The following is a 24,464-nucleotide window of genomic DNA, read 5'->3' on the forward strand; positions in this document are numbered from 1 at the left end:
TGGTAGCTATGGATATTGTATTTGGACCAGTTTTATCTCGAAGATTTGGAATTAGTCTAGGAGTGGATTTAAGCCCAAAAGGTAAGCAATGCAACTTTAATTGTGTATATTGTGAATTACAAGCGCAAAAAACCCAGGATTCCCAAAGCGATGTTGCGTCTATACAAGATATACTAAATGCTATAGAACAAGCCTTATATAAGAATTGTAAAATTGATGTTCTTACATTTACTGCCAATGGAGAGCCAACACTTTATCCACATTTAGAAGAGTTAATTATAGAATCCAAAAAAATATTAAAACCATATGTAAGTATAAAGACTCTTATACTTAGCAATGGATCAAAGTTTGGTGAATGCAAGAATGCCCTAAAACATTTTGATATTGTAAAATTTTCTTTAGATTCTATAAGTCCTGCAATTTTTAAGCGTATAGATAAGCCAAGTAAAAATCTTGATATAAACATAATACAGCATGAAATAAAAGATTTTGCTAGAGATTATAAAGGGGAATTAGTAGCGGAGATTCTAATCGTAAAAGGTATCAATGATGATATAGAATCAAATGTAGCTAGTGCGAACTTTTTACGAGAAATTAATATTAAAAGGTTGGATATATCTAGTATTGATAGACCAAGCTCGCATAGGGTATTTCCAGTTAGTAATGCTAAGTTATATGAAATAGCTGAAGTTTTTAGTGGTCTGCCTGTGTGTGTAGTTACTCGTGGCAATGACAAGATGTCCTTAGACCGTCAATATGTTAATAGGGAAGAGATACTAAAAATACTTGCTAGAAGACCTCTAAGCATGCTTGATTGTGAGATTTTATGGACAACTCAAAGCATGAATATACTAGAGATGTTATTAAAAGAGGGCACGGTGATACAAAAGAATCTAGCAGGCACGATGTTTTATTACATCAATAATGAATAATAAACAAATATACATACTATCTATAGTAAATCCAAAATAACTTACACCAACATTAAGATTCAAATATAAAATATAAAAAAATCAACTATTTAATCTATAATTGTCAATTAATTGTCAATATACTAACTTATTTAAGATATAATCTAATGTTACTGCGGTAGGCGTAAGTTGTCAACTCGCACGTCATTTTAAAAGTAAAGGAATAGTATGAGGTTAACGCCTAAAGAATTAGACAAACTAATGCTTCATTATGCCGGACAATTAGCTAAATCTCGTAAAGAGCGTGGAATTAAGCTTAATTATGTGGAATCCATAGCCCTTATTAGTATGGAAATTATGGAGCTTGCACGAGAGGGAAACAAAAGCGTAGCAGAGTTAATGCAATTTGGCAGAGAGATTCTTAGATCCGATGAAGTAATGGATGGGGTAGCAAGTATGGTTGATGAAGTGCAAGTAGAAGTAAGCTTCCCTGATGGCACAAAGCTTGTAACAATCCATAATCCCATTGAGGATAATGGCAAACTTACTCCTGGGGAATATATCTTAAAAGATGAGGATATTATCCTTAATGCCAATAAAGAATCTATAAGTATTAAAGTCTCTAATAAAGGTGATAGACCCATACAAGTGGGTTCTCATTTTCACTTTTTTGAAGTCAATACACTCTTAGAATTTGACAGGAAACAAGCCTATGGCAAACGTTTAGATATTGCCTCTGGCACCTCTGTGCGTTTTGAACCTGGTGAAGAAAAAAGCGTAAATCTGATTGATTTTGGAGGCAAACAAAAGATTATTGGATTTAATGACTTAACCAACGCTCAAATAAACAAAAAATAAACACTAATTTTTTTGATATATAAGGATAAATTATGATTAAAATTTCAAGAAAACAATATGCTTCTATGTATGGACCAACTACGGGCGATAAAGTGCGTTTAGGAGATACAAACTTATTTGCAGAGATTGAAAAAGATTACACGACTTATGGCGAAGAGATCAAATTTGGCGGGGGGAAAACTATCCGCGATGGTATGGCTCAAAGCGCAAGTTCTTATGAAAATGAGCTTGATGTTGTTATTACTAATGCAATGATTATTGATTATACAGGGATTTATAAGGCAGATATTGGTATAAAAAATGGGAAAATTGTAGGCATTGGTAAGGCTGGGAATCCTGATACTCAAGATAATGTATCAAAAACGATGGTTGTAGGCGCAGCAACAGAGGTTATAGCAGGGGAGGGACAAATAGTTACAGCAGGTGGGATTGATACACATATCCATTTTATCTCTCCTACACAAATTCCAACTGCACTTTATAGTGGCGTAACAACAATGATTGGTGGAGGCACAGGACCCGCAGCTGGAACAAATGCTACTACTTGCACACCCGGAAAATATAATATGCAACAAATGTTGGGTGCCGCCGAAGAATATGCCATGAATATAGGAATTTTTGGGAAAGGCAATAGCTCTAATGAGGAAGCATTAGAAGAGCAAATTAAAGCAGGTGCATTGGGGTTAAAAGTTCATGAGGATTGGGGTTCTACTCCTGCGGCGATTAATCACGCTTTAAATGTTGCTGAAAAATATGATGTGCAAGTGGCTATTCATACAGATACTTTAAATGAAGCGGGTTGTGTTGAAGATACAATGAGAGCAATTGGGGGAAGAACTATCCATACATTCCATACTGAAGGTGCTGGTGGAGGACATGCTCCAGATATCATTAAGGCTGCAGGAGAGCTAAATATCTTACCTGCCTCTACAAACCCTACAATTCCCTTTACCAAAAATACCGCTGATGAGCACCTAGATATGCTTATGGTATGCCATCATTTAGATAAAAAAATTAAAGAGGATGTGGCATTTGCTGATAGTAGAATCCGCCCAGAAACTATTGCTGCAGAGGATACACTACACGATATGGGGATTTTCTCCATTACAAGTTCAGATTCTCAAGCTATGGGTAGAGTGGGTGAAGTCATCATAAGGACTTGGCAAACTGCTAATAAGTGCAAAAATGAATTTGGGGCTTTAAAAGAGGAATGCGGGGAAAATGATAATTTTAGAATCAAAAGATATATTTCAAAATATACCATTAATCCAGCTATTGCTCATGGAATTTCAGAATATGTAGGCTCTATTGAAGTGGGTAAATTTGCGGATTTAGTTCTTTGGAAACCAAGTATGTTTGGTGTAAAACCAGAAATGATACTTAAAAATGGAATGATTGTAGCGGCAAAAATAGGAGATTCTAATGCTTCTATTCCTACTCCAGAGCCCATTGTCTATGCACCAATGTTTGGTAGTCATGGAAAAGCAAAATATAATTGTGCGATTACTTTTGTTTCAAAAGTTGCTTATGATACAAATATTAAAGAAAAATTTGGGCTTCAAAGAATCCTTTTACCTGTTAAAAATTGTCGCAAGATTACTAAAAAGGATATGCAATTTAATGATGTTGTTACACCCATTAAGGTAAATCCAGAAACTTATGAAGTTAGTGTAAATGGTAAAAAAATCACTTCTAAATCTGTTGATAGTGTCTCTTTGGGACAACTTTATTGTTTATTTTAAGAGGAAAGTATGCTAGGAATTGTACTAATGTATGTAGCTATTGTTTTAATTAATAATGGCATTTGTCGTATCACCCATATTAATGGAAAAACTGCATCAGTAATGGATATCTTTGTAGGATCGTTATCTGTATTGATAAATCTTATTGTTATAGTGCATGGAAGTATTACTGGTGGAGATAATGACTTTTATGCAGCAGCAACAGGATTGCTTTTTGGCTTTACCTATCTTTTTATAGCATGCAATAATTTATTTAATCTTGATATAAGGGCTTATGGTTGGTATAGTTTATTTGTAGCTGTAAATTCAGTCCCTGCGGCTTATTTAAGCTATCTTGAAAACACGGGAGAAGGCTTAGCTTTTTCTGTTATATGGATTGCTTGGGGTATTTTATGGCTTACAGGTTGGATTGAAAGTGTTTTAAAAATTGAACTTAAATTCGTGCCTTATTTAGCCATTGCAGAGGGAATCTTTACTGCATGGATTCCATCGTGGCTTATCCTTATAGGATATTGGCACTGATGCAAGTAGAACATATTATTGGCAATATTAAAGATATAGATGCAACACATTTAGAGATTGATGAAGTGCCAATGTCTTGGTATGATACAAGAAAAAAGATTGCTCGCTTAACTTCACAAAATGGGCAAGTTATAGCGATGAAACTTACCCAAACGCCAAAATATGGATTAAATAATGGAGATATTCTTTTCTTAGATAAGAATAGAGTAATCATTATTTCCATTTTGCCTACTTGGGTGCTTTGTATGAAACCAGAGCATTGGCATATTATGGCTAGATTGTGCTATGAGATTGGGAATTTACATATACCACTTTTTTGCAACAAAGACACAATGGAGTTTCAAGCACCATTTGAACAACCATTGCAAAGAATCCTTGAGAGGCAAAATATCGCATTTGAAAAAAAATACTGCGTGTTAGATTCTAAAGATAGAATTAATATTACCTATCCTATTGCAAGTGAGCCAAAGATTACCCAAAGCCCGCATTTTTCTATCAAAATTACAAAAAAGGAATAACTTGGATTTTTTGCTTTTACACATTAATGATTCACTTTTTCCAATAGGTAGCTATACACATTCTTTTGGATTAGAGAGCTATGTGCAATTAGGCAGGATAAAAAATAAATATGATGCTAGAGAGTATCTTAAAGCTTATTTGCATACGCAAATCTTATACACTGATTTATTAGTCATAAAGCTTATTAAAAAAGCACATTGCTTAGAGGAAATTTTGGAAATAGAATCTATTATTGCAGCAGCAACCTCTGCAAGGCAGGTTTTAAATGCCATACAAAAGTTAGGAGCGCGATTTATAAAAACGATTGATGCTATGAAATTAGAGCAAAAGGCGTTATTTAAAGCCTATACACAAGAGAGCAAGAATCCTATTTATGTGGTTGCCTATGGTGTATTTTGTGTAGCCTATGGATTAAATTATCAAGATTGCTTACATCATTATTTATACGCTCAAAGCTCTCAAGCCTTAACTAACTGCGTAAAACTCGTTCCGCTTGCACAAAGCGATGGGCAAGAAATTTTAGCTTCTTTGCATAAAGAGTTTTATATTGTGTGTCAAAAGTTAGAATGCCTTAAAAAACAAGATTTGTGTAATAATGCTATTGCTAGTGAAATTAAAGCAATGCAACACCAATATTTGCAAACAAAAATATATATGTCCTAAAGGAGAAATATGGTAAAGATAGGAGTATGCGGACCTGTGGGAAGTGGCAAAACTGCCCTTATAGAATGCCTTACGCGAAAGATGAATGAAAAATACTCTCTTGGAGTTATTACAAATGATATTTATACGCAAGAAGATGCGGAGTTTATGAGCAAAAACTCTGTGCTTCCAAGTGAGCGGATAATAGGAGTAGAAACAGGTGGTTGCCCTCATACAGCCATTAGAGAAGATGCTTCTATGAATCTTGAGGCTGTGGAAGAAATGCAGGAGAGATTCCCAGATATTGAGATTTTATTTATAGAAAGTGGAGGCGATAATCTTACAGCTACATTTAGTCCAGAATTAGCAGATTTTACAATCTTTGTTATTGATGTGGCACAAGGCGACAAAATCCCAAGAAAAGGTGGTCCGGGTATTATGCGTTCAGATTTGCTTATTATTAATAAAATTGACTTAGCCCCCTATGTTGGAGCAAGTTTAAGCATAATGGAAGCAGATGCTAAAAAAATGCGTGGGGATAAGCCATTTTTATTTACTAATATCCGCTCTCAAGAGGGGGTTGATGCAGTGATTGAATGGATAAAAAAATATGCACTTTTAGAAGATTGCCTATGAGTAGCTTTACACAAGATAGCATTTTAAAGCTTAAAACCAAAAAAGGATTAAATGGTAAAAATATCATTGAAGAGATGTTTTTTACTCCACCTTTAAAACTAATAAGCCCACTAGAAGATGATGATATAGCTGAAATTATGCTTATATCTGTATCTGCTGGACTACTTAAAGATGATAGACAAGATATTACTATACATATTGGCAAAGAAAGTAAGATAAGATTAACTTCGCAAAGCTATGAAAAAATACACGATACACAAGATGGCTATGCTAGCAAACAAACACGAATCATAGTTGAAGAAAATGCCTTTTTGGATTATGCCCCTTTACCCATATTACCCTTTAAAAATGCTTCCTTTAAAAATACAACAGATATTTATCTTGATAAAAACGCTAAATTGCATTATAGTGAAATATTGTGTGCAGGAAGGGTAGCTTGTGGAGAAATATTTGATTTTTTAGAGTTTAGCTCAAAGGTTTGTATTTATAAAGACAATAATTTGGTATTTTTTGAAAATATGAATCTTAACCCCACAAAAATGGATTTACAAAACCCTTGCCTCTTTGATGAATATACCCATGTTTTAAGTATGATTATATTTGATGATTCTCTAAACATGCAATCTTTAGAGCAAAAAATTCAAAATAGCCCCTTAAATGCTGGTATAAGCACAAATAATGGAGCCATCATCATTAGGGCACTTGATAATCAAAGCGAAAGATTGTTGGACTTTAGATATAGACTACTTGGCTAATATTAAATATATTTTCATCTTTTATTGCTTGTTATGCAATTTAGAGATTCATTGGTTAGTAAAGTAGGTATAATTAGTATTAAGCTAATTGTTTATAATTAGATATTAAGGGGATCATTATGAAAAATACATTTTTGACAACAAGCTTTGTTTGTGCAATAAGTTTGTCATTAATAATAAATTTTAGCCTTGCTTCACCAATTTTAAGTAATAATAAACATGTAACAAAAAGTAATACTAATTCTTTTGTAGAAGTTGATTTGGTCGCATTTAAAAAAAATTTACAGATTACTAAACAAATAGCAGGTAATGCAAAAGTTTGTGCTGTATTAAAGTCTGATGCCTATGGTGCTAGTATAAGCACTGTTTTGCCTGTTGTTATGGAAGAAAAGATTCCATGCATTGCTATTACAAGCAATGAAGAAGCAAGGGTCATTCGAAAGATGAAGTATAAAGGCGAGATTCTAAGAATTAGAACTGCTACAATGGGGGAGATAAAAGATGGCTTAGCTTATAATATAACAGAGGTTATAGGGAATCTTTCGCAAGCAAAAGAGCTTAATGCAATGGCAGCACAAATGAAAAAGAAGCTAAACATTCATATTAATCTAAATTCTGCGGGAATGGATAGAAATGGTATTGATATGAGCACTCAAAAAGGAAAAGATGATGCTGTTAGTCTAGCTACTTTACCACATCTAAAAATCACAGGACTTATGGCACATTTTCCGTATGATGAAGTGTCTAAAGTAAAAGAACTTTTAAAAATATTTGAATCTGACATGCAATACCTAATCAAAGAGGCAAAGCTAGATAGAAAAAAATTGACCTTGCATACTGCTAATTCCTATGCTGCCGTGCAAGTGCCAGAATCAAGATATGATATGATAAGACCAGGCAAGCTTATTTATGGTTATGGTGGAGGGGATCCAAATCTAGGTGTAAAACAAATAATAAGCCTTAAATCACAAGTAGCCACTATTAATCCTTATCCCAAAGGGAGCAAGGTTAGCTATGATGGGACATATACATTAAAAAGAGATTCTATGCTTGCTAATATTCCTATGGGATATTATGATGGCTATGCAAGGAGCTTTAGTAATCAGGGTGTAGTGCTTATTAGAGGACATAGGGTAAATGTTGTTGGAAAAGTTGCAAAGAATACCTTTATGGTAGATGTAACTGATTATCCAGATATTCAAGCAGGAGATGAAGTAGTGATTTTTGGTAAACAATGCAATGATGAAATCACACAAGAAGAAATACAAAAGGCAACAGGCACGATATTATCAGAGACATTGGGGTATTGGGGTAGTGCGAATCCTCACTTTGTAAAGGATAATAAAGCAAAGGATGTTTGTTATTAATTGCATTATCTTAATGTCAATTAATCAAATTCTGAGGTCGATAAGCAAAAAACAGATAAGCAGATAATTTATGGATTAAGAAATAAACAATATTGAGATTTAAACCCTAACAAGCAGAAATCCCAACTTTCTTTAGTGGTTAGGATAAATGCTTGTTAGCAATAGCAAGTTTTGAATAATTATAAATTACCCCTGATTCTATAGTAACCTTTTGTATTTTTATAATATGACTTATAACTATGGCAGGAATTATCCTAAAGTTACGCTTATAGGGATATCCCCAATGTTATACATTAGGGTATCAGTGTGGCTCCAAAATATGAAAACTGACTTGGTGTTATATCTATAATATTAGATACTTTAAAGTTAGCAGGTGATTCACTAGCCCTGTAACAACATAGATAGTTTTGTTGTATTTCCAAAGGTAGTTTGATTAAGTAAAATCTTGTTCTGCCTTAATGGCTTGTTTATCGTAATGTATAAAAATCATAAGAATTTATTTATTAAAACAATGCATCATAATGTGCGTTTGATTCAAAATACAAAGGAATTCAATGAATAATTATATAAAGAGAATGTTTTTACCGTTAGGTTTCATTTTTCTTTCTCTAGTATGTTTTACCAATCCGATGGAAGGCAAACCTGCCTACACTACTGCACGAGAGCTTAATTTGCAACATGGAGATTTAATTTTTGTAAAAACCTCAGAATCTGATTTTGATAAAGCCATTAGCCAAGCTACACAAAAAGATGGGGTAAGCTATACTCATGTAGGGATTTTTGACATGTACACAGATTCTGTTTTAGAGGCTGAACCAAAGCTTGGGGTAGTGCGTACTAAACTTCAAAAATTTCTCGAAGAGAACCCACATTTTGATATTATGCGCCTTAATCCAAAAATTGCCAAAAAAGTTGATATTAAAGCAAGCATTAAACGTGCAGAGAAATACTTAGGCGAGCCTTATGATTTTACTTATACACCAAATAATGGTGCAATGTATTGCAGTGAGCTTATTTATGAGGCATTTCTGGATATAAACGGTAAACATGTTTTTAAGGCGAATCCGATGAATTTTTATGCACCAGATGGAAACTTACCAAAATATTGGGAAGAACTTTTTGCTAAGTTGAACAAGCCAGTTCCTCAAGGAGAGCTAGGCACAAATCCAAATGATCTTGCCCGTGATGAAATGTTAATTCAGGTTAAAAGGAAATAGATACTATTTATTTAGGCTTCATGTAGCTACTCTCATAGAATATACATAAACCTATTTGCAATAATTTCTGCACGCTTTAGAGTCACAGCTACGCAACTAAGTATTATGACTTACTAGAGAGTTAAGTAGATTTAAATATTGTTTCATAATTGTTTCTTTAGAAAAATTTTGCTTAGCTAAAATTAGGCTTTGTTGCCCCATTGATATACGTAAATTGCTATCTTGCATTAGCTTTTTTAGGCTTTTAGAAAATAATTGTTCTTGCTTGTCTCCATGCTCTATTAAAAACCCATTATCATCAAAGCATTCCCTTATGCTATGAATATCATAAGCTATAATTGGCAATCCATTACTCATTGCCTCTATTAGCACCATTGGCATACCCTCGTTGTATGAACTCATAGCATAAATATCTGAACTCAAATATTCCTTTTGTATATCGCTAGTGAAGTCTCTTAGGAATATATAATCTTGCATATCTAATTCTTGTATTAGTGCCTCTAATAATGTCTTTTGTCCATAATCAGAACCTATAATCTCGAGTCTCCAATGTGGAAATTCCCTAGCAATATAACTGTAGCTTCTAATCAATCTTGGGAAGCCTTTTTGGTCATCATTGGCCATTCTGCCTATTGATAGAATCTTGTATTTGCGTCCTATATTTGCGAGTGTCTCTTTAATATTTGTATTGCTTATAGCTAGCAGGGCAAATCTAGCTATGATAAAGTCAAATTTGTTTTGATAGATATTGAGCTTTGCAAGTCTAGATTCTATATCCATATAGCTTATTTCTTTTATGTTTGTATTTATTAGATAGCTAGATAGAGCATTATGTAAATGTTTGCTTAAGTCCTTATAGCTTTGATTATTGTATTGCTGTAGTGTCTGATTTAGGGAATCAAATGGAATTTGTATAAAGTTTGCTATCTTTGTAGCATTTCTGTGTAGTTTGCCCCATTTATTATATTCGCTTTGACTTAGGAATACAAGCGCATCAAAGTAGCTATTTTTGCGCTTCTTATACTTTGATATTTGAATATGCATAATCTTTATATACTTGGTATTGTCAACCTTAAACTTAGGGTATAGCATTGAAAAGCTATTTTCTATAATGATGTCTGCTTGTGCTGTTTTATTTAGTTTTAGATTTATGATAATATAGCCAAAGATTCTCCATATAAACCTAGAGATTCCCTTTCTTTTAGGTTTATCATAGTTATATAGGTAATTAATTTGTATGTTTTCATTCAATGGAAAGTAACAGTCTTTAGGACTATAAGAATCCTTAAAATAAGAAAGTATTTCTACTTCATATCCAGATTTATATAGTTCATTTGCTATGTTTACTACCACGCGTTCAGCACCACCTTTTAGTGCTATATTCTCACATGTTAATAAGATTTTCATTTTATTCCTATACTATTGATTGGGATAAATAATGTTTAACAATGAATATTTTACAATCACATTTTATTATTATTGACAAATATGATTTGGATTACTGTTAAGAGGATAGGGAAGTATGTTTCAAGATTTTGTTAATAGATTCCAAAGCTTGCTTATTAAATTAAATAGTAAGTTTCTGGAAGGCGCGCTTAAAGAGGCTTTTATGTATGGAGTTATTGGCGTGGCAAATACATTTATAGGTATGGGTTCATGCCTATTGTTAACATACTTTGGGCTATTTCCAGAACTTGCCAATCTCTTAGGTAATATTGCTGGGATGCTAAACTCATATATGTTAAATAAGAGATTTACATTTAAGTCATCTAATTCCCATAAGAGAGACTTTTTACGCTTTTCTTTGGCAATGGGTATGGCATATATATTTAATTTAGCTGCCCTAGTTATGGCCCACAGAATTATAGGTATAGATGTATATGTATCACAGATTTTGGCTGCAATATGCTATACCATTAGCGGTTTTATTATTAGCAAGGTTTGGGTATTTAGGTAGATTTAATGTCATATTAGATTTGTGGTGCTAATTTTTCTATGATAAAGCTATAATGTGAAAATATTTTTATCAAGGATTGCTATGGGTTTGTTTCGTTCCGTGTGGTGCTTTATTGTAAAAGTTTTGGACTTTTTTACTAAATATTTCAAGGGAATGATTATTGTGGTAGTTTTACTTTTTATATTATCAGTATCTCTTGATAATGAATCTTCTCCCCCGCCAAATCTTGCTAAAATACATTTAAATTATGCAATTATGGATAGTGCAGTATTTCGTGAGCAAATAGAGCTTATTAAGAAAAATCCAAGTATAAAAGGTGTGTTATTAATCATAAATTCTCCTGGTGGTGGCGTTGGAGCTAGTGTTGAAATAGCTGATATGATAAAGGAGCTTCAGGAGAGAGTCCCAGTTGTAGCCTATGTGCAATCTTTGATGGCTAGCGGAGCATATTATGCGGGTATGTATTCTAGCTACATATATGCAAATAGAGGAGCATTAATTGGTTCTATTGGTGTGATTTTTGCTAGCTATAATATTGGGGAAGTATTAGATAAGATTGGTATTAGCACACAAGGCGTAAAGGCTGGCACATATAAAGAAGCTGGCACTATTACTAGGAAGTGGGACAATCATGAGTTAGATATGATAGAGACTTTGACACAGCAAAATTATAAAATGTTCTACTCTGATGTTATAGAAGCAAGAGGGGATAGATTGAAAGATAACAATCCTAAGGTATTTGCAGATGGTAGGGTTTTTAATGCTGCTAGCGCATTGGATTTAGGATTAATTGATGGGATTGCTAGTCAAGATAAGGCAATATTACATCTGCAAGAGTTGGCAGGTATCAAGTATCCAATATGGCTAAAGAAGCCAAAGCTGCAAAGCTATATAGATTCTCTTGTTGATTCTTCTTTGCAGAGAATTATGTCTCTTTCATCATTTCAAATGCAAGCTATATGGAGATAGATATGACTGTTTCTATTTTATGTGGCGGTAGTGGATCTAGGCTATTCCCTCTTTCTAGGACGTTAATGCCAAAGCAGTTTGTAAAACTAATAGGGGAAGATTCTTTATTTGCTTTAACTCTTAGGCGAAATGCTAGCTTGTTGCAAGATTTGAAAGACAATAATCAAAATACATTACAAGTAATAACTAATGAATCGCAATATTTCTTAGCACTTGATGAGGCTAAAAAAGAGGGGGTTTATGTAGATTATTTTATCTTAGAGTCTTTTTCTAAGAATACAGCTTCAGCTTTAACCATAGGAGCTATGCTAGCTGCTAGAGAGAATCCTAACGAAATTATATTAAGCATTCCTAGTGATCATTTGATAAATGATGATAAGTCTTATATTGATTCGATAAAACAAGCTCAAATCTTAGCCCAAAGTGATAATATCGTAGTATTTGGAATTATCCCTAAAAGTGCTCATACTGGATATGGATATATTGAATCTAAACAAATGGATTCAAATAGTAGTAGCATACATAAAGTTATTGCATTTCACGAAAAGCCAAGTCTAGAAGTTGCTATGGAATATTTGCAAAAAGGAAATTATTATTGGAATAGTGGAATGTTTTGCTATAAGGCAAAAATATTGCTAGATGAAATAAAGAAATATCAGCCACATATGTATCAGGTTTGCGAAGAGATTGTAAATGCGTTAGATTTTGATTCTAATTGTCATAAAAATGCTATAAATACAGAAAATTTGAGGCAAAAGGACAACTTAGCATATTCACAGCTTTATCGGCTAGATAGAATCCTAAGCAATAAATTGGAGGATATAAGTATCGATTATGCCCTGATTGAAAAGACAAATAAACTAAAGATGATAGAATGCAAATTTAATTGGAATGATGTGGGATGTTTTGATTCCTTGCAAGAGGTTTGGGCTAAGCTATGGCATAGAGATAGCGAGAATAACATTAGCAAAGGCGTATTAGAGAGCCTAGATTCATCTAATAATCTGATTATGTCAAATAAGGCTGTTGCAACCATTGGTATAGAAGATTCTATTATCATTGATACATTTGATGTTTTGCTAATTGCTAAAAAAGGAAGTACTCAAGATGTAAGACATATTGTTCAATCTTTAAAGGCAAAACATCCATATTTAGTTAGTAATCATAATGAAGTATATAGACCATGGGGCAGCTATACAGTTCTGTTAGAATCAAGTAACTATAAACTAAAAAGCATCATAGTAAAACCTAAGCATAGATTAAGTTTACAAAAGCATTATCATAGGAATGAACATTGGATTGTTGTTAGCGGTAGTGCTATTGTCCAAATTGCAGATAAAGAGAGTTTTTTAAAACCAAATGAATCGATTTATATCCCAATGGGACAGATTCACCGCTTAACTAATCCGGGTAATATTGACTTAATAATAGTAGAAGTGCAAGTTGGAGAATACTTAGGCGAAGATGATATTCTAAGAATAGAAGATGATTATTCGCGCTAATAATTTGAATTTTGAGCTTAGCTCATACTCTAATACGTTATCTATTGTGGAAATCAATCTCCTAGATTTGATTATTTGACAAATCTATCTAAAAATATTTAATGTTCCAATGCCAATTCTATAGATGATAAATAGATTCGTAGTCATTTGTTAGTCAAAATGATAACATCGTGTAAATTTCCGTTCTTATGATGAATGCAAATGCTTTCAAAACGCCTAATATAAGTCTATAAGCGATAATAAAGCTATTAGATTTTGAGTGTTGCAGTAGGATTGTTTATAAGATTGCTTGATATTATTTAGCTTTGTGTTTTTCTTATCCTTGTCATGGCTTAAGCTAAAGAAACTCTATTAATGAGATATTTCTCTACGCTCAACATGACAATATAATATAGAGATGAGATATTTTTCATTTTACAATGCTCGCACATTGCGCAAGTGATTTGGGAGTGAAGCGAAATATCTAAAAATAGCGTAAGTTACAATTACGCAATGCTATTTGTTATTGGCAGTTATAACATTCCATGCTTCTATCGATGATATCGTCTTTTAGCTCTGGACTTTCACTTCGCAGATAATAGGTTGACTTTAGCCCAAGTTGCCAAGCAAGCATATAAATGCCATTTAATATTCTCCCACTTGTCTCATCTATCTTAACGAAGATATTTAGACTTTGTCCTTGGTCTATCCATTTTTGCCTTACAGCTGCTACTCGGACTAAATCCTGTTGATTTATATTGTATGCAGATTTATAGTATTGCATAGTTTCTAGATTTAGATTTGGTGCTACTACTTTAATCATGCCACTAAGATTTTCCTCAAGCCATTTTATTTTATAGATTGGTTCAATAGTTTGGGTTGTTCCAACTAATATACTAATGGAGCTTGTAGGTGCAATTGCCATTAAATAACCATTGCGAATGCCATTTTGCTTTACTTTGTCTCTTAGTTTATCCCAATCAAGGCAGGGACTTCTATCTGATATTTCCAATGTTTTGGCATTTGCTTTATCGATGGGAAAGATTCCTTTGCTCCAATTTGAGCCATTATAGATTGGATATACTCCTCTTTGTGCAGCCAAATCACTACTAGCATTAATTGTGTAGTAACTAATGCACTCCATGATTTCATCGATTTTATTAATATGCTCCTTGCTGCCCCAGTGTATATTTTGCGTGGCTAGCATTTCTGCCTCACCCATAACACCTAGACCTATGGCGCGATTTTTGATGTTTGTTGCCTTTACTTTTCGATTGGGATAAAAATTCAAATCGATAATATTATCTAATAATCTAATGGCAATGGGCACAACCCTTTTTATATCTTCCTTAGTATTAATTTTACTAAGATTAATGCTAGCTAGATTGCATACTGCAGTTTCTCCGCCTGTTTGCACTCTTTGTGTGTTGAAGATTCTTTTGCCATTTATGGAATCAATGCCTGTTAATTTATTTGCTTTTTTAATAGTTGAATTATTAATCTTTACATCATCAAATTCCTCATAATATTCTTTGCTGCCATCTTCAAACTCAACTTCTACCACATAATGGCTAGGCTCTGTATTTTGAAATATCTCGGTGCAAAGATTTGAGCTTCTTATTATTCCACTATGGGAATTTGGATTTGCCCTATTAGCATTGTCCTTAAAGCATAAGAATGGCATGCCACTCTCGAAGTAATTTGTAAGAATCTTTTTCCATAATTCCTTTGCTGATATTCTATCTACAACTAGATTTCTGTCTTGTTCTAGTTCTATATATCTGCGTCTGAAATCATCTCCATAAAGATTAGTTAGCTCTCTGCATTCGTATGGGTCAAATAAAGACCAAGACTCATCACTTTGCACTCTTTCCATGAATAAATCACATATCCATAATGCCGGGAATAAATCATGAGTTCTACGCCTCTCTTCGCCACTATTCTTGCGTAAATCAATAAAATCATTTATATCTCTATGCCATATCTCTATATATGTGGCAATAGCCCCTTTCCTTGTGCCTAGCTGATCTACTGCTATGGCTATATCATTTGTTATTTTTAGGAATGGAATAATACCACCTGCTGCATTCTTGTGCCCATCAATAAAGCTACCAAGTCCTCGAATCTGTGAGAAATCCCAGCCAATTCCGCCTCCATATTTGCTTAATAACGCCATTTCTTTATAGGCATCAAATATTCCTTCAATATTATCTGCTGTGCTGCCAATGTAACATGAGCTTAGCTGATGTCTTGTAGTCCTAGCATTTGCAAGAGTGGGAGTAGCACACATGACTTCAAATTTTGAAATCATGTCATAGAATTTAATTGCCCAGCCATTACGGTCATCTTCATTTTGTGCTAAAAACATAGAAATAGCCATGAACATATGTTGTGGTAACTCGATTGGCTCATTTTTGGAATCTTTTAGTAAATATCTATCATAAAGCGTTTTTATTCCTAGATATGTAAATTGCAAATCTCTATTTGTATCTATCTTAGAGTTAAGCAAATCCAAGTCATACATATCCTTTAATCCCTTTAAAACCTTGCCTTCTTTCTCTACCATCTCAAAGTATTTACTTAGGTGAATATAGCCTGTGAAGCGACTTACTCTATGATATAAATCATATAGAAACAATCTTGCTGCCACAAATGTCCAATTCGGACATTCTACATCGATTTTATCTACTGCTGTTTTTATTAGCGTTTGTTGGATTTCTGCTGTTGTGATTCCATCTTGGAAGTGAATCTTTGCATCCACTTCTAGCTCACTTTGGCTTGTTCCTGGCAGATCCTCTACTGCACTTGAGGTATGTTTTTGGATCTTACTAATGTCTAGCTCTTCTATTCGACCATTTCTTTTGGTCACAGTTTTTATATTCAAGCTCACACCTCTAAACAAACTTTACAATTTCATCTAAGCTCATACGCAGTCTATTGCTTTGTGGCATGTTTCTATATCCTAGGCATAACACAAGACTTACTTGCTCTTTGAATGTATCCATATCTAATGAAGATTCTATTTGGGATTTATCAAATCCTTCTATCATGCAAGAATCAATGCCTAAGAATGCCGCATGATTCATTACTGTAGTAGCCATGATGTATGCTTGGTGTGCGCTCCAAAGCCCAAGTTTTTCAATGTCGCTTATATATCCCAATGCCTCTAGTTTTCTATTTCCATATCTTTCCTTTGCATAATGTTTAATCTCATCTGAAGTTTTTAGCCTCCTTGAGAATTTGCCCAAGATATAATTTGTATTGGGTAGCATATCCGCTTTTAGAGAAGAAAATACAATAACCTCACTAGCTTGAGATATTTGATCTTGATTCCAACATGCTTGTTTGATTTTTTCCCTCATACTCTTTGTTTTCACTACAATCATGCGAGTGGGTTCTAACCCAAATGAGCTAGGGCTAAGTCTCCCTGATTCTAAAATTGAATAAAGCACATCGCAAGGAATCTTTTTATTTTCATCAAACTTTTTACAGGCAAAGCGAAAACGCATAGCTTGTGAAAATTCGTCATAGTATTGAACGTAATGATTAGATTTATTATTGCATGTTTGCATGTTTGTGTCCTTGCATGTATATTTTGGGATATTTTTTAAATCTTTTTCAAAAATATAGAAAAAATATTCTAGTTTTTTTAAGCTTAAAAAACAATATAGTAGTCTTTTAATGACTATACAGAGATTGTTAGTCAATTTTTCTTAAAAATTACAAATTTAATACTTGAATATAACCATATATTAAAATCCATAAACTAATTTTATTGGATTATTTTATTATTTATTTTTCACTGACTAATGTATAAGCTTTGGAATTCAATTTATAGTATTAGATTCCAGATTGTGGGGAGGTTTGTAATATTTTAATTCTTATGATTTGTAAAAAATGCTACAATAATAGTTCAATCTCAAATTAAGGATTAGTATGTTGAAATTTTCTTATATTATAGCCGCTGGGTTATTTGTATTTGGTTTAGGTAATGTTTCATTAGCCAATAGTGATGCTGCTGCAATTGTTGCTAAACAGTGTAAAGCTTGTCATGGTGCAAAAATGGAGAAGTCATATTTAAACAAGACTGCTGTTGTTAATACCTTGAGTAGCGAGGAAATTAAAAAAGACTTGCTTGAATATAAGGCTGGAACATTAAATAGATATGGACAAGGAAAAATAATGACAGGCCAAGTCAAAAAGTTAAGCGATGAAGATATTGAAGCTTTGGCTAAATATATTCCAACTCTTAAATAATTTTATGTTACCTTAACATAAAATTACCGCAGGAATCGTGCTTACTTGCTAGATTTTTAGTCTAGTAAGGGCTTAACCCCGCGCTTCAATTCATCTAAACGCTTCATAACAAACATAAAATCAAGGTAAACTATGGATTATAATCATATAATACAGCATTATATTATCCCACAATTAAAAATTATAGAATCAAAAAAGCAAGAAATACCACAGAATATGTTGGGCAGAATGTTGGCATATAGCTGTTTTATGCCACGTTTATCTGATATAGCATATCTCTATGAAAATTTTCGCTGTATGGAAAAAGATGATTTTATCTTTGCTCATAAGGGCTTGTGTATTAGCCCTAGCGATGTATCCAAGCTCTTACAAGATTGTAATGTGCTACACAAGGCACTAAACGATGATTTAAATAATGAGACTTTATGCGTGTTGTTGGATTCTGTGGATACTTATATACCATTTTATGCTTCTAGGGATAATTTTCTAACCAGCAATAAAAATTCTAGCAATAGCACTATATCTAACTCACCTAGTGCAACTATAAACACAAACTCATCTTTGGAGGAATATACTTTACCTGATTGCATAGGTATTCTAAGACGTTTAAGCTCTGCTTTTATTGCTCAAGGTGGTGTTATATTGGATTCATATCAGATTTTGGAATCAGCTATTGCAGGGGCGGATATGGTGATTATAGATGTAACTCTTTTACGTTCTTATGCCTTATTTGCCTGTTTGATTAAAGAAGGCTTAGCTGATATTTCTTCTTTGGATTTAGCTAGCGATGATATTTTTAGTAACCATGCTAGATTAGATTCCAATATTATCAATAAAGTTTTATCTATCCCAATTAATCCTAAAAACTATAAACATAAAAATATATTATTAGATAATCTCAATAACCTCATATCTTTAGCTACAAATCTAGGCTTAGTTCCAATTATTAGGATACAAGCTAAAGAAGATTTAGCTTTGTTGCTAGGGCTAAAGCAAGCTATTGATTGTGTAATTGTTCCTACTAATCTTATTTCCTTGCTTCCTAATAGTTACTTGATTTTTAGCTATGCTAGTTATTTTAACGATAAAAACTTAAATAATACCAATGTAGATTTGGAAATGAATTCAAAATTTAAGCAATTTTGCCTTGATAATCCGGGTGTTGATATGGTTATAGAGTCCATTGTAAATTAACAAATTGAATATAAATATAATTGCTATTTAAATGAATTAACAAATATTCAATACAATTTCCATTTTTAGAATCTAAAATTCAATACATAGGAAATTAATGAAGACTTTTAGTATCGTATTAGTAGGTCAACCAAATGTAGGCAAAAGTTCATTAATCAATGCTATTAGTGGCGCAAAAATGCGTGTTGGAAATTTTAGTGGCGTAACAATCCAAAAATCAGAAGCAACACTTGTATATAAAGACTATGAGATTAGAATTATTGATTTGCCCGGCACATTTTCACTTAATGGCTATACCATGGAAGAAAAGATATGTGGAAATTTTCTAGCAAGCGGCAAATATGATTTGATTTTGAATGTAGTTGATTCTACAAGTTTAGAGAGGAATCTAATCTTAACACTTCAACTAAAAAAACTGCAAAATGACATACAAAAACCCATATTTGTTGCGTTAAATATGATTGATGAAGCTCAAAATGATGGACTAGAAATTAATATAGATTCCCTTAAAGCTGGTCTTGGTTTTGGGGTTTGCGCAGTGTCTTCTACTAAGGAAGAAAACTTAGATAATCTCTTAGAATCATTAGTAAGCCTATATGAAGATTCTAGCCATAGTCTCTCTAAGCTATCAAACCAACAAAGAATACTAGATCCTAAAATTATTAAGTGGAGCACTAATTCAAGCAATTTAAATTCTAAGGGCATAGATACTAGCAGTGCCTTTATGATCAATCCTAACCCTTTAAAGCTAGATGGGATTACTAGCCAACTAGCATCTCAAGCTAGGGAAATTGCAGCCAATGTGCAAAAATTCCAAGAAAAAAGAGGACTTCATACTGCTAAGCTAGATTCTATATTACTAGATAAGTTTTGGAGTATTCCTATATTTTTGCTATCTATGTTTATTGTATTCCAAATTAGTTTTGTGGTTGGTAGTTTTTTTCAAGAGATAATAGAAGATGGGGTTAGTTATGTAGTAGATTGGTCTAAAGAATTAATTGAAGAAGACAATGAGTTGCTAGGCTCATTGATAGGTGATGGAATCATAAATGGTGTTGGAACGGTTGTTAGCTTTTTACCACTTATTGCGACATTGTTTTTAGGGCTAACTCTGCTTGAGGGTAGCGGATACATGTCTAGAGTAGCTTTTATACTTGATGGGCTATTCTTTAGATTTGGTTTGCATGGTAGAAGCTTTATACCTCTTGTTATGGGCTTTGGCTGCTCTGTGCCTGCATATATGGCAACTCGCACATTGCAGAATCAAAAAGACAAATTACTCACATTATTTATCATTGGGTTTATGAGTTGTAGTGCTAGGTTGCCTATTTATCTATTATTTGTTGGAGCATTTTTTACGCCACAATATGCTGGGTTAGTTATGTTTGGTATTTATATTGGTGGGGTGATTATTGCTATGTTTATGGCTTTAATTCTCAAAAAACTTGTGTTTCGAGGAGATAGCGAGCCATTTGTCATGGATATGCCAAGATATAGAATGCCAACCCTAAAGGTGATATGGTTTAGCGTTTGGAGTAAGAGTCTCTTATTTCTAAAGAAGGCTGGCACTGTGATTTTAGCTGGTGCTATTCTTGTGTGGGCTTTGGCTAATTTCCCAAAAAGCCAAGATATAAAGGATAAGTATGAGGGAAAGCTAATCAACATTAAAGAGGTTATTAATGATTCTTCGCAAAATTTAAGCCAAACAGAAATTCAATCATTAGAGGAATCAATTGTCAAGCTAGAAAATGAAGAGAAAGAAAAACAGCTAGAATATAGCTTTGCTGGTAGACTTGGGCATATTATCTATCCTATCTTTGAGCCGCTTGGGTTTGATTGGAGACTATCTGTATCTCTTATTACTGGATTTGCTGCCAAAGAAATGGTTGTTACTACATTAGGAGTTTTATATGCTTTAGGAGATTCTGCTGAAGAGAATGAAGAAGATAATAGAGCCCTACAAGAGATATTGCGCGAGCATATCGCATTGCCTGGTGCTGTTGCATTCATCTTATTTATTATGCTTTATATCCCTTGCTTTGCTGCTACTGCTACATTTGCTTATGAAAGTGGCAATAAGATTTATGTTGCCTTTTTGCTGATTTTTACTACCTTGGTTGCATATACCTTTGCGTTTATTGGACATGAGGTTACTGAGTTGATTATTAGTTAGGATTACTTAATGTTATGCGGGATAGATGAAGCTGGTAGAGGCTGTGTGGCTGGTAGCTTATTTATGGCTGCAGCAATATTGCCTAGCAGATGTTTGGATAATCTTACCTCACTAGGAGTAAAGGATAGCAAAAAACTATCTTTTGAGGCTAGAAATGATATTGCAAAAAGAATCATGGAATATATTGAGCTTAATGGTGGATTTTATAAGATTTCACAATCTAGTCCTAGTGATATTGATAGCCTAGGGCTTAGGGAGTGTTTAATGCGTAATTTGCAAGAGCTTCGTGATTTTGCTTTATGTAAAGGCTCTGTTTCTATTATGTTTGATGGCAATACTAGTTTTGGCGTATTAGATGTTGATACGTTGGTTAAAGGTGATAGTCTTAATTTATTAATTAGTTCTGCTTCTATTCTTGCTAAGTTTTATAAGGATAAAGAAATGCTGTGTTTACATGAGATAGATCCTAGGTATGGCTTTAAGCATAATAAGGGCTATCTTACAAAGATGCATAAACAAAGCATTCGTGAATTTGGATATAGCGAGTTTCATAGGAAGAGTTATAAAATTTCTCTTTAGTAATTGGATTTAATGACTTGATTAGAGTAAAAGATTGATAAATCAGCTTTTGCTCTTGATTGCGAATCATTTTAAGCCTTTTTTAGCCATTTGGTTTTGATTAGTGATTTAGTTAGAAAAGCACATATAAACATACTCTTAAATAACGAAAACACTTGCAAATCAGCAAAAAGCCTCAATAACATTGATTTGTTTTTTTTGTAGAATGCCAACTCACCAAATTAATAAGGAGCGTTTCATGGAAAGAGTTACATTAGAGTTTAAGGAAGTTGAGTAGCTAAATGAAGGTAACGCATATTCAGAGGGTTGCAGTGGAAATAGAAGTGATTGTTGCACGAGAGTTTGCACAAGACATAATGATTCAAATGATTCTAGCCTACAAGCATGGGAGGATTACCTAGAGGTTGTTTCTGGAGTTATTCAATATTAAGCTAAATGGAAAATATAAGCTAAAAAATAGCATTGATGTTTTTTCAAGTAAAAAAGATGAATGCGAGGCTATTCAATTTTATAGAATAAATACAAGAGAGAGCATCTATATTGAATCTAGTTCAGAAACATTGAGATTCTTGTCGCTTTTAGATGGCAAGCAGACATTAAGTGATATTATAGAATCTCATAATTTTGAAGCAGATAGCGTAATAAAGCTAGTAGAGTTTTTACTTAAAAAAGGATTAATCTATTTGGATTACCCAAAAGACTATCAAAATGATAGATACATAAGACAGATTACATATTTTGATGATTTGTTAGAAAATAAAGATGCCTACAAACATCAAAGAGATTTAGAAACAAAAGATAGTTATCTTTGGTGTGGGTAGCGTTGGTTCTAGTATGGCTATTTTACTTGCACGAATGGGTGTGAAAAATTTTGTTTTTATTGACTACAAAAAGGTGAATAAATCTCATTTTATAAAGCATCTTTACTGCAATAATACAAATCTATCACTCTTTAAAACACAGGCATTAAAAGAGTATTTACTAGAAATAAATAATGAATTAAATATAGAAACTTTTAATGAAATGATTTTGCCACAAAGTAATATGGCGGATTTTATACCAGATGATGATACAGATTTAATCATAAACACTGCCGATGAGTCATAAATAGGGCATATTTCTATAAAAATAGGCAGATATGCGTGGGATATGGGCATGCCATTTTATGTAGGAGGAGGATTTGATGCACATAGCGCAAGCATGGGTGAGATGATAATCCCGCAAAAACAGCATGTATTGATTGCTATAGCAACTCTTTTAGAGTGTTACTAAAAGATTATAAGCCAACATATATCACAAATACTACAAAAACTTTATCTGTAAAACCGCTCGAGGATAACAAGGAAAATATTATACTAGGCGGAGCTGGAAGCCTTGCTGCTTGCAGTTTATTTAGTGCGAGCTTTGGGGTTATGAGAATAGTGTATTATCTACTTGGGATAGAATCTAAAGAATTGGATACAAGGGGGGGGGGGGGAGAATACCTCATTGATAAGGAAACTATCGAGTATGTGTCATTAGGTGATACAAAACGATTAGATTGCAAGGTTTGTAATGGATAAAAAAGATTTGCAATCCGCTCTAGCATAGCCTTGAGCTATAATGATGGCAAAATGGAGTTTTTTAAAACAAATGCGCAAGAAAGCATAGTGCTGAAATAAAATATAATTTGATTGATTTCTTGCGACAATTTGATGGAAAAACTGCATTTGATGATATTTTAGAAAAAAATAAGTTTGACAAAAAAGATTTAGGGAATCTTATTTATTTTTTGCAGAGTAAAAATATCATCATAGAAGTAGATAAAGAATATGATTCTAAGCTAATTACAGAAAATTGTAGGCTAATAAATTTTTTAGAAGAATATTGTTTTAGCACTAGCGAGGTGCTAGAGGTATTAGAAACTCTTAGCAAAAAAGCAGTTTTAGTTGTTGGACTTGAAGGAGTTAATAGCTGGGTGGTGGATATTTTAGCAAGAAGTGGCGTGAAAAATTTTGTGCTAGTGGACAATGATAAGGTTGAGTTAAGTAATCTTCATAGGCAAGGTTTTTTCACTTCAAATGATGTAGGCAAGTTTAAGATTGATTGTATTGATGAGCGACTAGCTCATATTGATGAGAATATCGTTTGTAAAAAGCATTACAAGCTTTTAGATGACGGTTTTTTCATCATTTTAGTGATGATTTTTGTTGCGCAATTAATTGCGCAGATTTTCCAAATGTGGACAAAACCACACAAATAATCGTTGATAAATGTATGCTCGAAAATATACCTCATATTGTAGGAGGTGGGTATAATCTGCATTTGACACTCATAGGAGAGAGCATTTTGCCTTATCAAAGTGCGTGCTATAAATGTTTTGATAATGCTTTGCAAGCAATGAATATGGATGCCATAAATCTTACAAAACTTCGCCGAGAAAATAGAAAAATCGGCTCATTTACGCCACTATGCACTCTAAATGCATCGCTTATCGCACTATAAGCTTTTAAAATGTTATGTGGATTCTATGACAAACTCACAAATATAAATCAGCGAATAGAATTTAAAACAAGAACAATGGATATATAAAGAAAAGAAATCCATAGAAATCCAGAATGTCAAGTTTGTGGCGGTGTAAAATGATTATACAGGGTATAAACACATAATCTCAAAAATATCTCTTTTTGCACAGAAAAGCCAGAA

At 33.2% G+C, this 24,464-nt stretch carries 25 protein-coding genes; 22 read left to right on the plus strand and 3 right to left on the minus strand.

Features of this window, described 5'->3' with window-relative positions; translation table 11 throughout:
• Positions 1 to 8 precede the first annotated feature (8 nt).
• The 10 genes from LS73_RS04575 to LS73_RS04620 all read left to right on the plus strand — a co-directional run bounded on the left by LS73_RS04575 (position 9) and on the right by LS73_RS04620 (position 9,169).
• Positions 9 to 932, plus strand: coding sequence for a radical SAM protein (locus tag LS73_RS04575; RefSeq protein WP_034558462.1), 924 nt, complete (start codon positions 9 to 11; stop codon positions 930 to 932).
• Positions 933 to 1,139: 207 nt separating this feature from the next.
• Entirely contained in the window at positions 1,140 to 1,769 is a 630-nt protein-coding gene (gene ureA, locus LS73_RS04580) for an urease subunit alpha (protein WP_034558886.1), read from the plus strand.
• Between the two features lie 32 nt (positions 1,770 to 1,801).
• Positions 1,802 to 3,511: an urease subunit beta gene (gene ureB / locus LS73_RS04585; protein ID WP_034558460.1), complete on the plus strand. Its 1,710-nt coding sequence runs from the start codon at positions 1,802 to 1,804 to the stop codon at positions 3,509 to 3,511.
• A 9-nt stretch (positions 3,512 to 3,520) separates the two neighbouring features.
• Positions 3,521 to 4,033, plus strand: coding sequence for an AmiS/UreI family transporter (locus tag LS73_RS04590; protein WP_034558459.1), 513 nt, complete (start codon positions 3,521 to 3,523; stop codon positions 4,031 to 4,033).
• A complete protein-coding gene (gene ureE, locus LS73_RS04595; RefSeq protein WP_034558458.1) occupies positions 4,033 to 4,551 on the plus strand; it encodes an urease accessory protein UreE in 519 nt (172 codons plus the stop codon). Before LS73_RS04590 ends, ureE begins: the two co-directional genes overlap by 1 nt.
• A 1-nt stretch (position 4,552) precedes the next feature.
• On the plus strand, positions 4,553 to 5,215 hold the full coding sequence (locus LS73_RS04600; RefSeq protein ID WP_052089785.1) for an urease accessory protein UreF: 663 nt from the start codon (positions 4,553 to 4,555) through the stop codon (positions 5,213 to 5,215).
• Between the two features lie 9 nt (positions 5,216 to 5,224).
• Positions 5,225 to 5,830 carry an urease accessory protein UreG gene (gene ureG, locus LS73_RS04605; RefSeq protein ID WP_034558455.1) on the plus strand — a complete coding sequence of 202 codons (606 nt, stop codon included), beginning with the start codon at positions 5,225 to 5,227 and terminating at the stop codon, positions 5,828 to 5,830.
• On the plus strand, positions 5,827 to 6,585 hold the full coding sequence (locus LS73_RS04610; protein WP_034558884.1) for an urease accessory protein UreD: 759 nt from the start codon (positions 5,827 to 5,829) through the stop codon (positions 6,583 to 6,585). The genes ureG and LS73_RS04610 overlap by 4 nt, the downstream gene beginning before the upstream one ends.
• Positions 6,586 to 6,704: 119 nt before the next feature.
• Positions 6,705 to 7,952, plus strand: a complete 1,248-nt coding sequence (gene alr / locus LS73_RS04615) for an alanine racemase (RefSeq protein ID WP_034558453.1) — start codon at positions 6,705 to 6,707, stop codon at positions 7,950 to 7,952.
• 554 nt (positions 7,953 to 8,506) lie between these two features.
• Positions 8,507 to 9,169 carry a YiiX/YebB-like N1pC/P60 family cysteine hydrolase gene (locus LS73_RS04620; protein ID WP_034558451.1) on the plus strand — a complete coding sequence of 221 codons (663 nt, stop codon included), beginning with the start codon at positions 8,507 to 8,509 and terminating at the stop codon, positions 9,167 to 9,169.
• A 96-nt stretch (positions 9,170 to 9,265) separates the two neighbouring features.
• Here LS73_RS04620 and LS73_RS04625 read toward each other — a convergent pair whose 3' ends face one another.
• On the minus strand, positions 9,266 to 10,576 hold the full coding sequence (locus tag LS73_RS04625) for a glycosyltransferase (protein WP_052089783.1): 1,311 nt from the start codon (positions 10,574 to 10,576) through the stop codon (positions 9,266 to 9,268).
• Between the two features lie 115 nt (positions 10,577 to 10,691).
• Between LS73_RS04625 and LS73_RS04630 the strand changes: the two genes are divergently transcribed.
• The 3 genes from LS73_RS04630 (at position 10,692) to LS73_RS04640 (ending at position 13,597) form a co-directional block, all read left to right on the plus strand.
• Positions 10,692 to 11,126: a GtrA family protein gene (locus tag LS73_RS04630; RefSeq protein WP_052089782.1), complete on the plus strand. Its 435-nt coding sequence runs from the start codon at positions 10,692 to 10,694 to the stop codon at positions 11,124 to 11,126.
• A gap of 81 nt (positions 11,127 to 11,207) precedes the next feature.
• Complete coding sequence (gene sppA, locus LS73_RS04635; RefSeq protein ID WP_172458477.1) at positions 11,208 to 12,095, plus strand: signal peptide peptidase SppA; 888 nt, start codon at positions 11,208 to 11,210, stop codon at positions 12,093 to 12,095.
• Between the two features lie 2 nt (positions 12,096 to 12,097).
• Positions 12,098 to 13,597 (plus strand): mannose-1-phosphate guanylyltransferase/mannose-6-phosphate isomerase, encoded by a 1,500-nt coding sequence (locus LS73_RS04640; RefSeq protein ID WP_034558450.1) that lies wholly within the window; start codon positions 12,098 to 12,100, stop codon positions 13,595 to 13,597.
• A 502-nt stretch (positions 13,598 to 14,099) separates the two neighbouring features.
• Here LS73_RS04640 and LS73_RS04645 read toward each other — a convergent pair.
• Together LS73_RS04645 and LS73_RS04650 are read right to left on the minus strand one after the other, a co-directional pair.
• Positions 14,100 to 16,454, minus strand: a complete 2,355-nt coding sequence (locus tag LS73_RS04645; RefSeq protein ID WP_034558877.1) for a ribonucleoside-diphosphate reductase subunit alpha — start codon at positions 16,452 to 16,454, stop codon at positions 14,100 to 14,102.
• Between the two features lie 16 nt (positions 16,455 to 16,470).
• A complete protein-coding gene (locus tag LS73_RS04650; protein ID WP_052089780.1) occupies positions 16,471 to 17,148 on the minus strand; it encodes an NAD(P)H-dependent oxidoreductase in 678 nt (225 codons plus the stop codon).
• A gap of 364 nt (positions 17,149 to 17,512) precedes the next feature.
• Here LS73_RS04650 and LS73_RS04655 point away from each other — a divergent pair, with 364 nt between their 5' ends.
• The 9 genes from LS73_RS04655 (at position 17,513) to LS73_RS04700 (ending at position 24,263) form a co-directional block, all read left to right on the plus strand.
• On the plus strand, positions 17,513 to 17,833 hold the full coding sequence (locus LS73_RS04655; protein ID WP_034558448.1) for a c-type cytochrome: 321 nt from the start codon (positions 17,513 to 17,515) through the stop codon (positions 17,831 to 17,833).
• Between the two features lie 132 nt (positions 17,834 to 17,965).
• On the plus strand, positions 17,966 to 19,027 hold the full coding sequence (locus LS73_RS04660) for a hypothetical protein (RefSeq protein WP_034558446.1): 1,062 nt from the start codon (positions 17,966 to 17,968) through the stop codon (positions 19,025 to 19,027).
• Between the two features lie 97 nt (positions 19,028 to 19,124).
• Complete coding sequence (gene feoB / locus LS73_RS04665) at positions 19,125 to 21,200, plus strand: ferrous iron transport protein B (protein WP_034558444.1); 2,076 nt, start codon at positions 19,125 to 19,127, stop codon at positions 21,198 to 21,200.
• Positions 21,201 to 21,209: 9 nt separating this feature from the next.
• Positions 21,210 to 21,779, plus strand: a complete 570-nt coding sequence (locus LS73_RS04670; protein ID WP_034558442.1) for a ribonuclease HII — start codon at positions 21,210 to 21,212, stop codon at positions 21,777 to 21,779.
• A 404-nt stretch (positions 21,780 to 22,183) separates the two neighbouring features.
• Positions 22,184 to 22,600 carry a MarR family transcriptional regulator gene (locus tag LS73_RS04680; RefSeq protein WP_034558440.1) on the plus strand — a complete coding sequence of 139 codons (417 nt, stop codon included), beginning with the start codon at positions 22,184 to 22,186 and terminating at the stop codon, positions 22,598 to 22,600.
• Between the two features lie 13 nt (positions 22,601 to 22,613).
• Positions 22,614 to 22,886, plus strand: coding sequence for a ThiF family adenylyltransferase (locus LS73_RS04685; RefSeq protein WP_034558438.1), 273 nt, complete (start codon positions 22,614 to 22,616; stop codon positions 22,884 to 22,886).
• Between the two features lie 155 nt (positions 22,887 to 23,041).
• Positions 23,042 to 23,341 (plus strand): hypothetical protein, encoded by a 300-nt coding sequence (locus tag LS73_RS04690; RefSeq protein ID WP_104692233.1) that lies wholly within the window; start codon positions 23,042 to 23,044, stop codon positions 23,339 to 23,341.
• Between the two features lie 119 nt (positions 23,342 to 23,460).
• Complete coding sequence (locus LS73_RS04695; RefSeq protein ID WP_158654960.1) at positions 23,461 to 24,021, plus strand: ThiF family adenylyltransferase; 561 nt, start codon at positions 23,461 to 23,463, stop codon at positions 24,019 to 24,021.
• 14 nt (positions 24,022 to 24,035) lie between these two features.
• On the plus strand, positions 24,036 to 24,263 hold the full coding sequence (locus LS73_RS04700) for a hypothetical protein (RefSeq protein WP_138069990.1): 228 nt from the start codon (positions 24,036 to 24,038) through the stop codon (positions 24,261 to 24,263).
• Positions 24,264 to 24,464 lie beyond the last annotated feature (201 nt).

The organism is Helicobacter muridarum (genome assembly GCF_000765805.2).
Taxonomy (GTDB): domain Bacteria; phylum Campylobacterota; class Campylobacteria; order Campylobacterales; family Helicobacteraceae; genus Helicobacter_A; species Helicobacter_A muridarum.

What these genes read in the sequence shown, in the direction of transcription:
- LS73_RS04700 (WP_138069990.1), top strand. Translation starts at nt 24,036, where the DNA reads ATGCTCGAAAATATACCTCATATTGTAGGAGGTGGGTATAATCTGCAT.
- LS73_RS04625 (WP_052089783.1), bottom strand. Translation starts at nt 10,576, where the DNA reads ATGAAAATCTTATTAACATGTGAGAATATAGCACTAAAAGGTGGTGCT.
- LS73_RS04620 (WP_034558451.1), top strand. Translation starts at nt 8,507, where the DNA reads ATGAATAATTATATAAAGAGAATGTTTTTACCGTTAGGTTTCATTTTT.
- LS73_RS04670 (WP_034558442.1), top strand. Translation starts at nt 21,210, where the DNA reads ATGTTATGCGGGATAGATGAAGCTGGTAGAGGCTGTGTGGCTGGTAGC.
- LS73_RS04575 (WP_034558462.1), top strand. Translation starts at nt 9, where the DNA reads ATGGATATTGTATTTGGACCAGTTTTATCTCGAAGATTTGGAATTAGT.
- LS73_RS04590 (WP_034558459.1), top strand. Translation starts at nt 3,521, where the DNA reads ATGCTAGGAATTGTACTAATGTATGTAGCTATTGTTTTAATTAATAAT.
- LS73_RS04640 (WP_034558450.1), top strand. Translation starts at nt 12,098, where the DNA reads ATGACTGTTTCTATTTTATGTGGCGGTAGTGGATCTAGGCTATTCCCT.
- LS73_RS04630 (WP_052089782.1), top strand. Translation starts at nt 10,692, where the DNA reads ATGTTTCAAGATTTTGTTAATAGATTCCAAAGCTTGCTTATTAAATTA.
- sppA (WP_172458477.1), top strand. Translation starts at nt 11,208, where the DNA reads ATGGGTTTGTTTCGTTCCGTGTGGTGCTTTATTGTAAAAGTTTTGGAC.
- feoB (WP_034558444.1), top strand. Translation starts at nt 19,125, where the DNA reads ATGAAGACTTTTAGTATCGTATTAGTAGGTCAACCAAATGTAGGCAAA.
- LS73_RS04650 (WP_052089780.1), bottom strand. Translation starts at nt 17,148, where the DNA reads ATGCAAACATGCAATAATAAATCTAATCATTACGTTCAATACTATGAC.
- alr (WP_034558453.1), top strand. Translation starts at nt 6,705, where the DNA reads ATGAAAAATACATTTTTGACAACAAGCTTTGTTTGTGCAATAAGTTTG.
- LS73_RS04655 (WP_034558448.1), top strand. Translation starts at nt 17,513, where the DNA reads ATGTTGAAATTTTCTTATATTATAGCCGCTGGGTTATTTGTATTTGGT.
- ureA (WP_034558886.1), top strand. Translation starts at nt 1,140, where the DNA reads ATGAGGTTAACGCCTAAAGAATTAGACAAACTAATGCTTCATTATGCC.
- ureG (WP_034558455.1), top strand. Translation starts at nt 5,225, where the DNA reads ATGGTAAAGATAGGAGTATGCGGACCTGTGGGAAGTGGCAAAACTGCC.
- ureB (WP_034558460.1), top strand. Translation starts at nt 1,802, where the DNA reads ATGATTAAAATTTCAAGAAAACAATATGCTTCTATGTATGGACCAACT.
- LS73_RS04610 (WP_034558884.1), top strand. Translation starts at nt 5,827, where the DNA reads ATGAGTAGCTTTACACAAGATAGCATTTTAAAGCTTAAAACCAAAAAA.
- LS73_RS04660 (WP_034558446.1), top strand. Translation starts at nt 17,966, where the DNA reads ATGGATTATAATCATATAATACAGCATTATATTATCCCACAATTAAAA.
- LS73_RS04685 (WP_034558438.1), top strand. Translation starts at nt 22,614, where the DNA reads ATGGCTATTTTACTTGCACGAATGGGTGTGAAAAATTTTGTTTTTATT.
- ureE (WP_034558458.1), top strand. Translation starts at nt 4,033, where the DNA reads ATGCAAGTAGAACATATTATTGGCAATATTAAAGATATAGATGCAACA.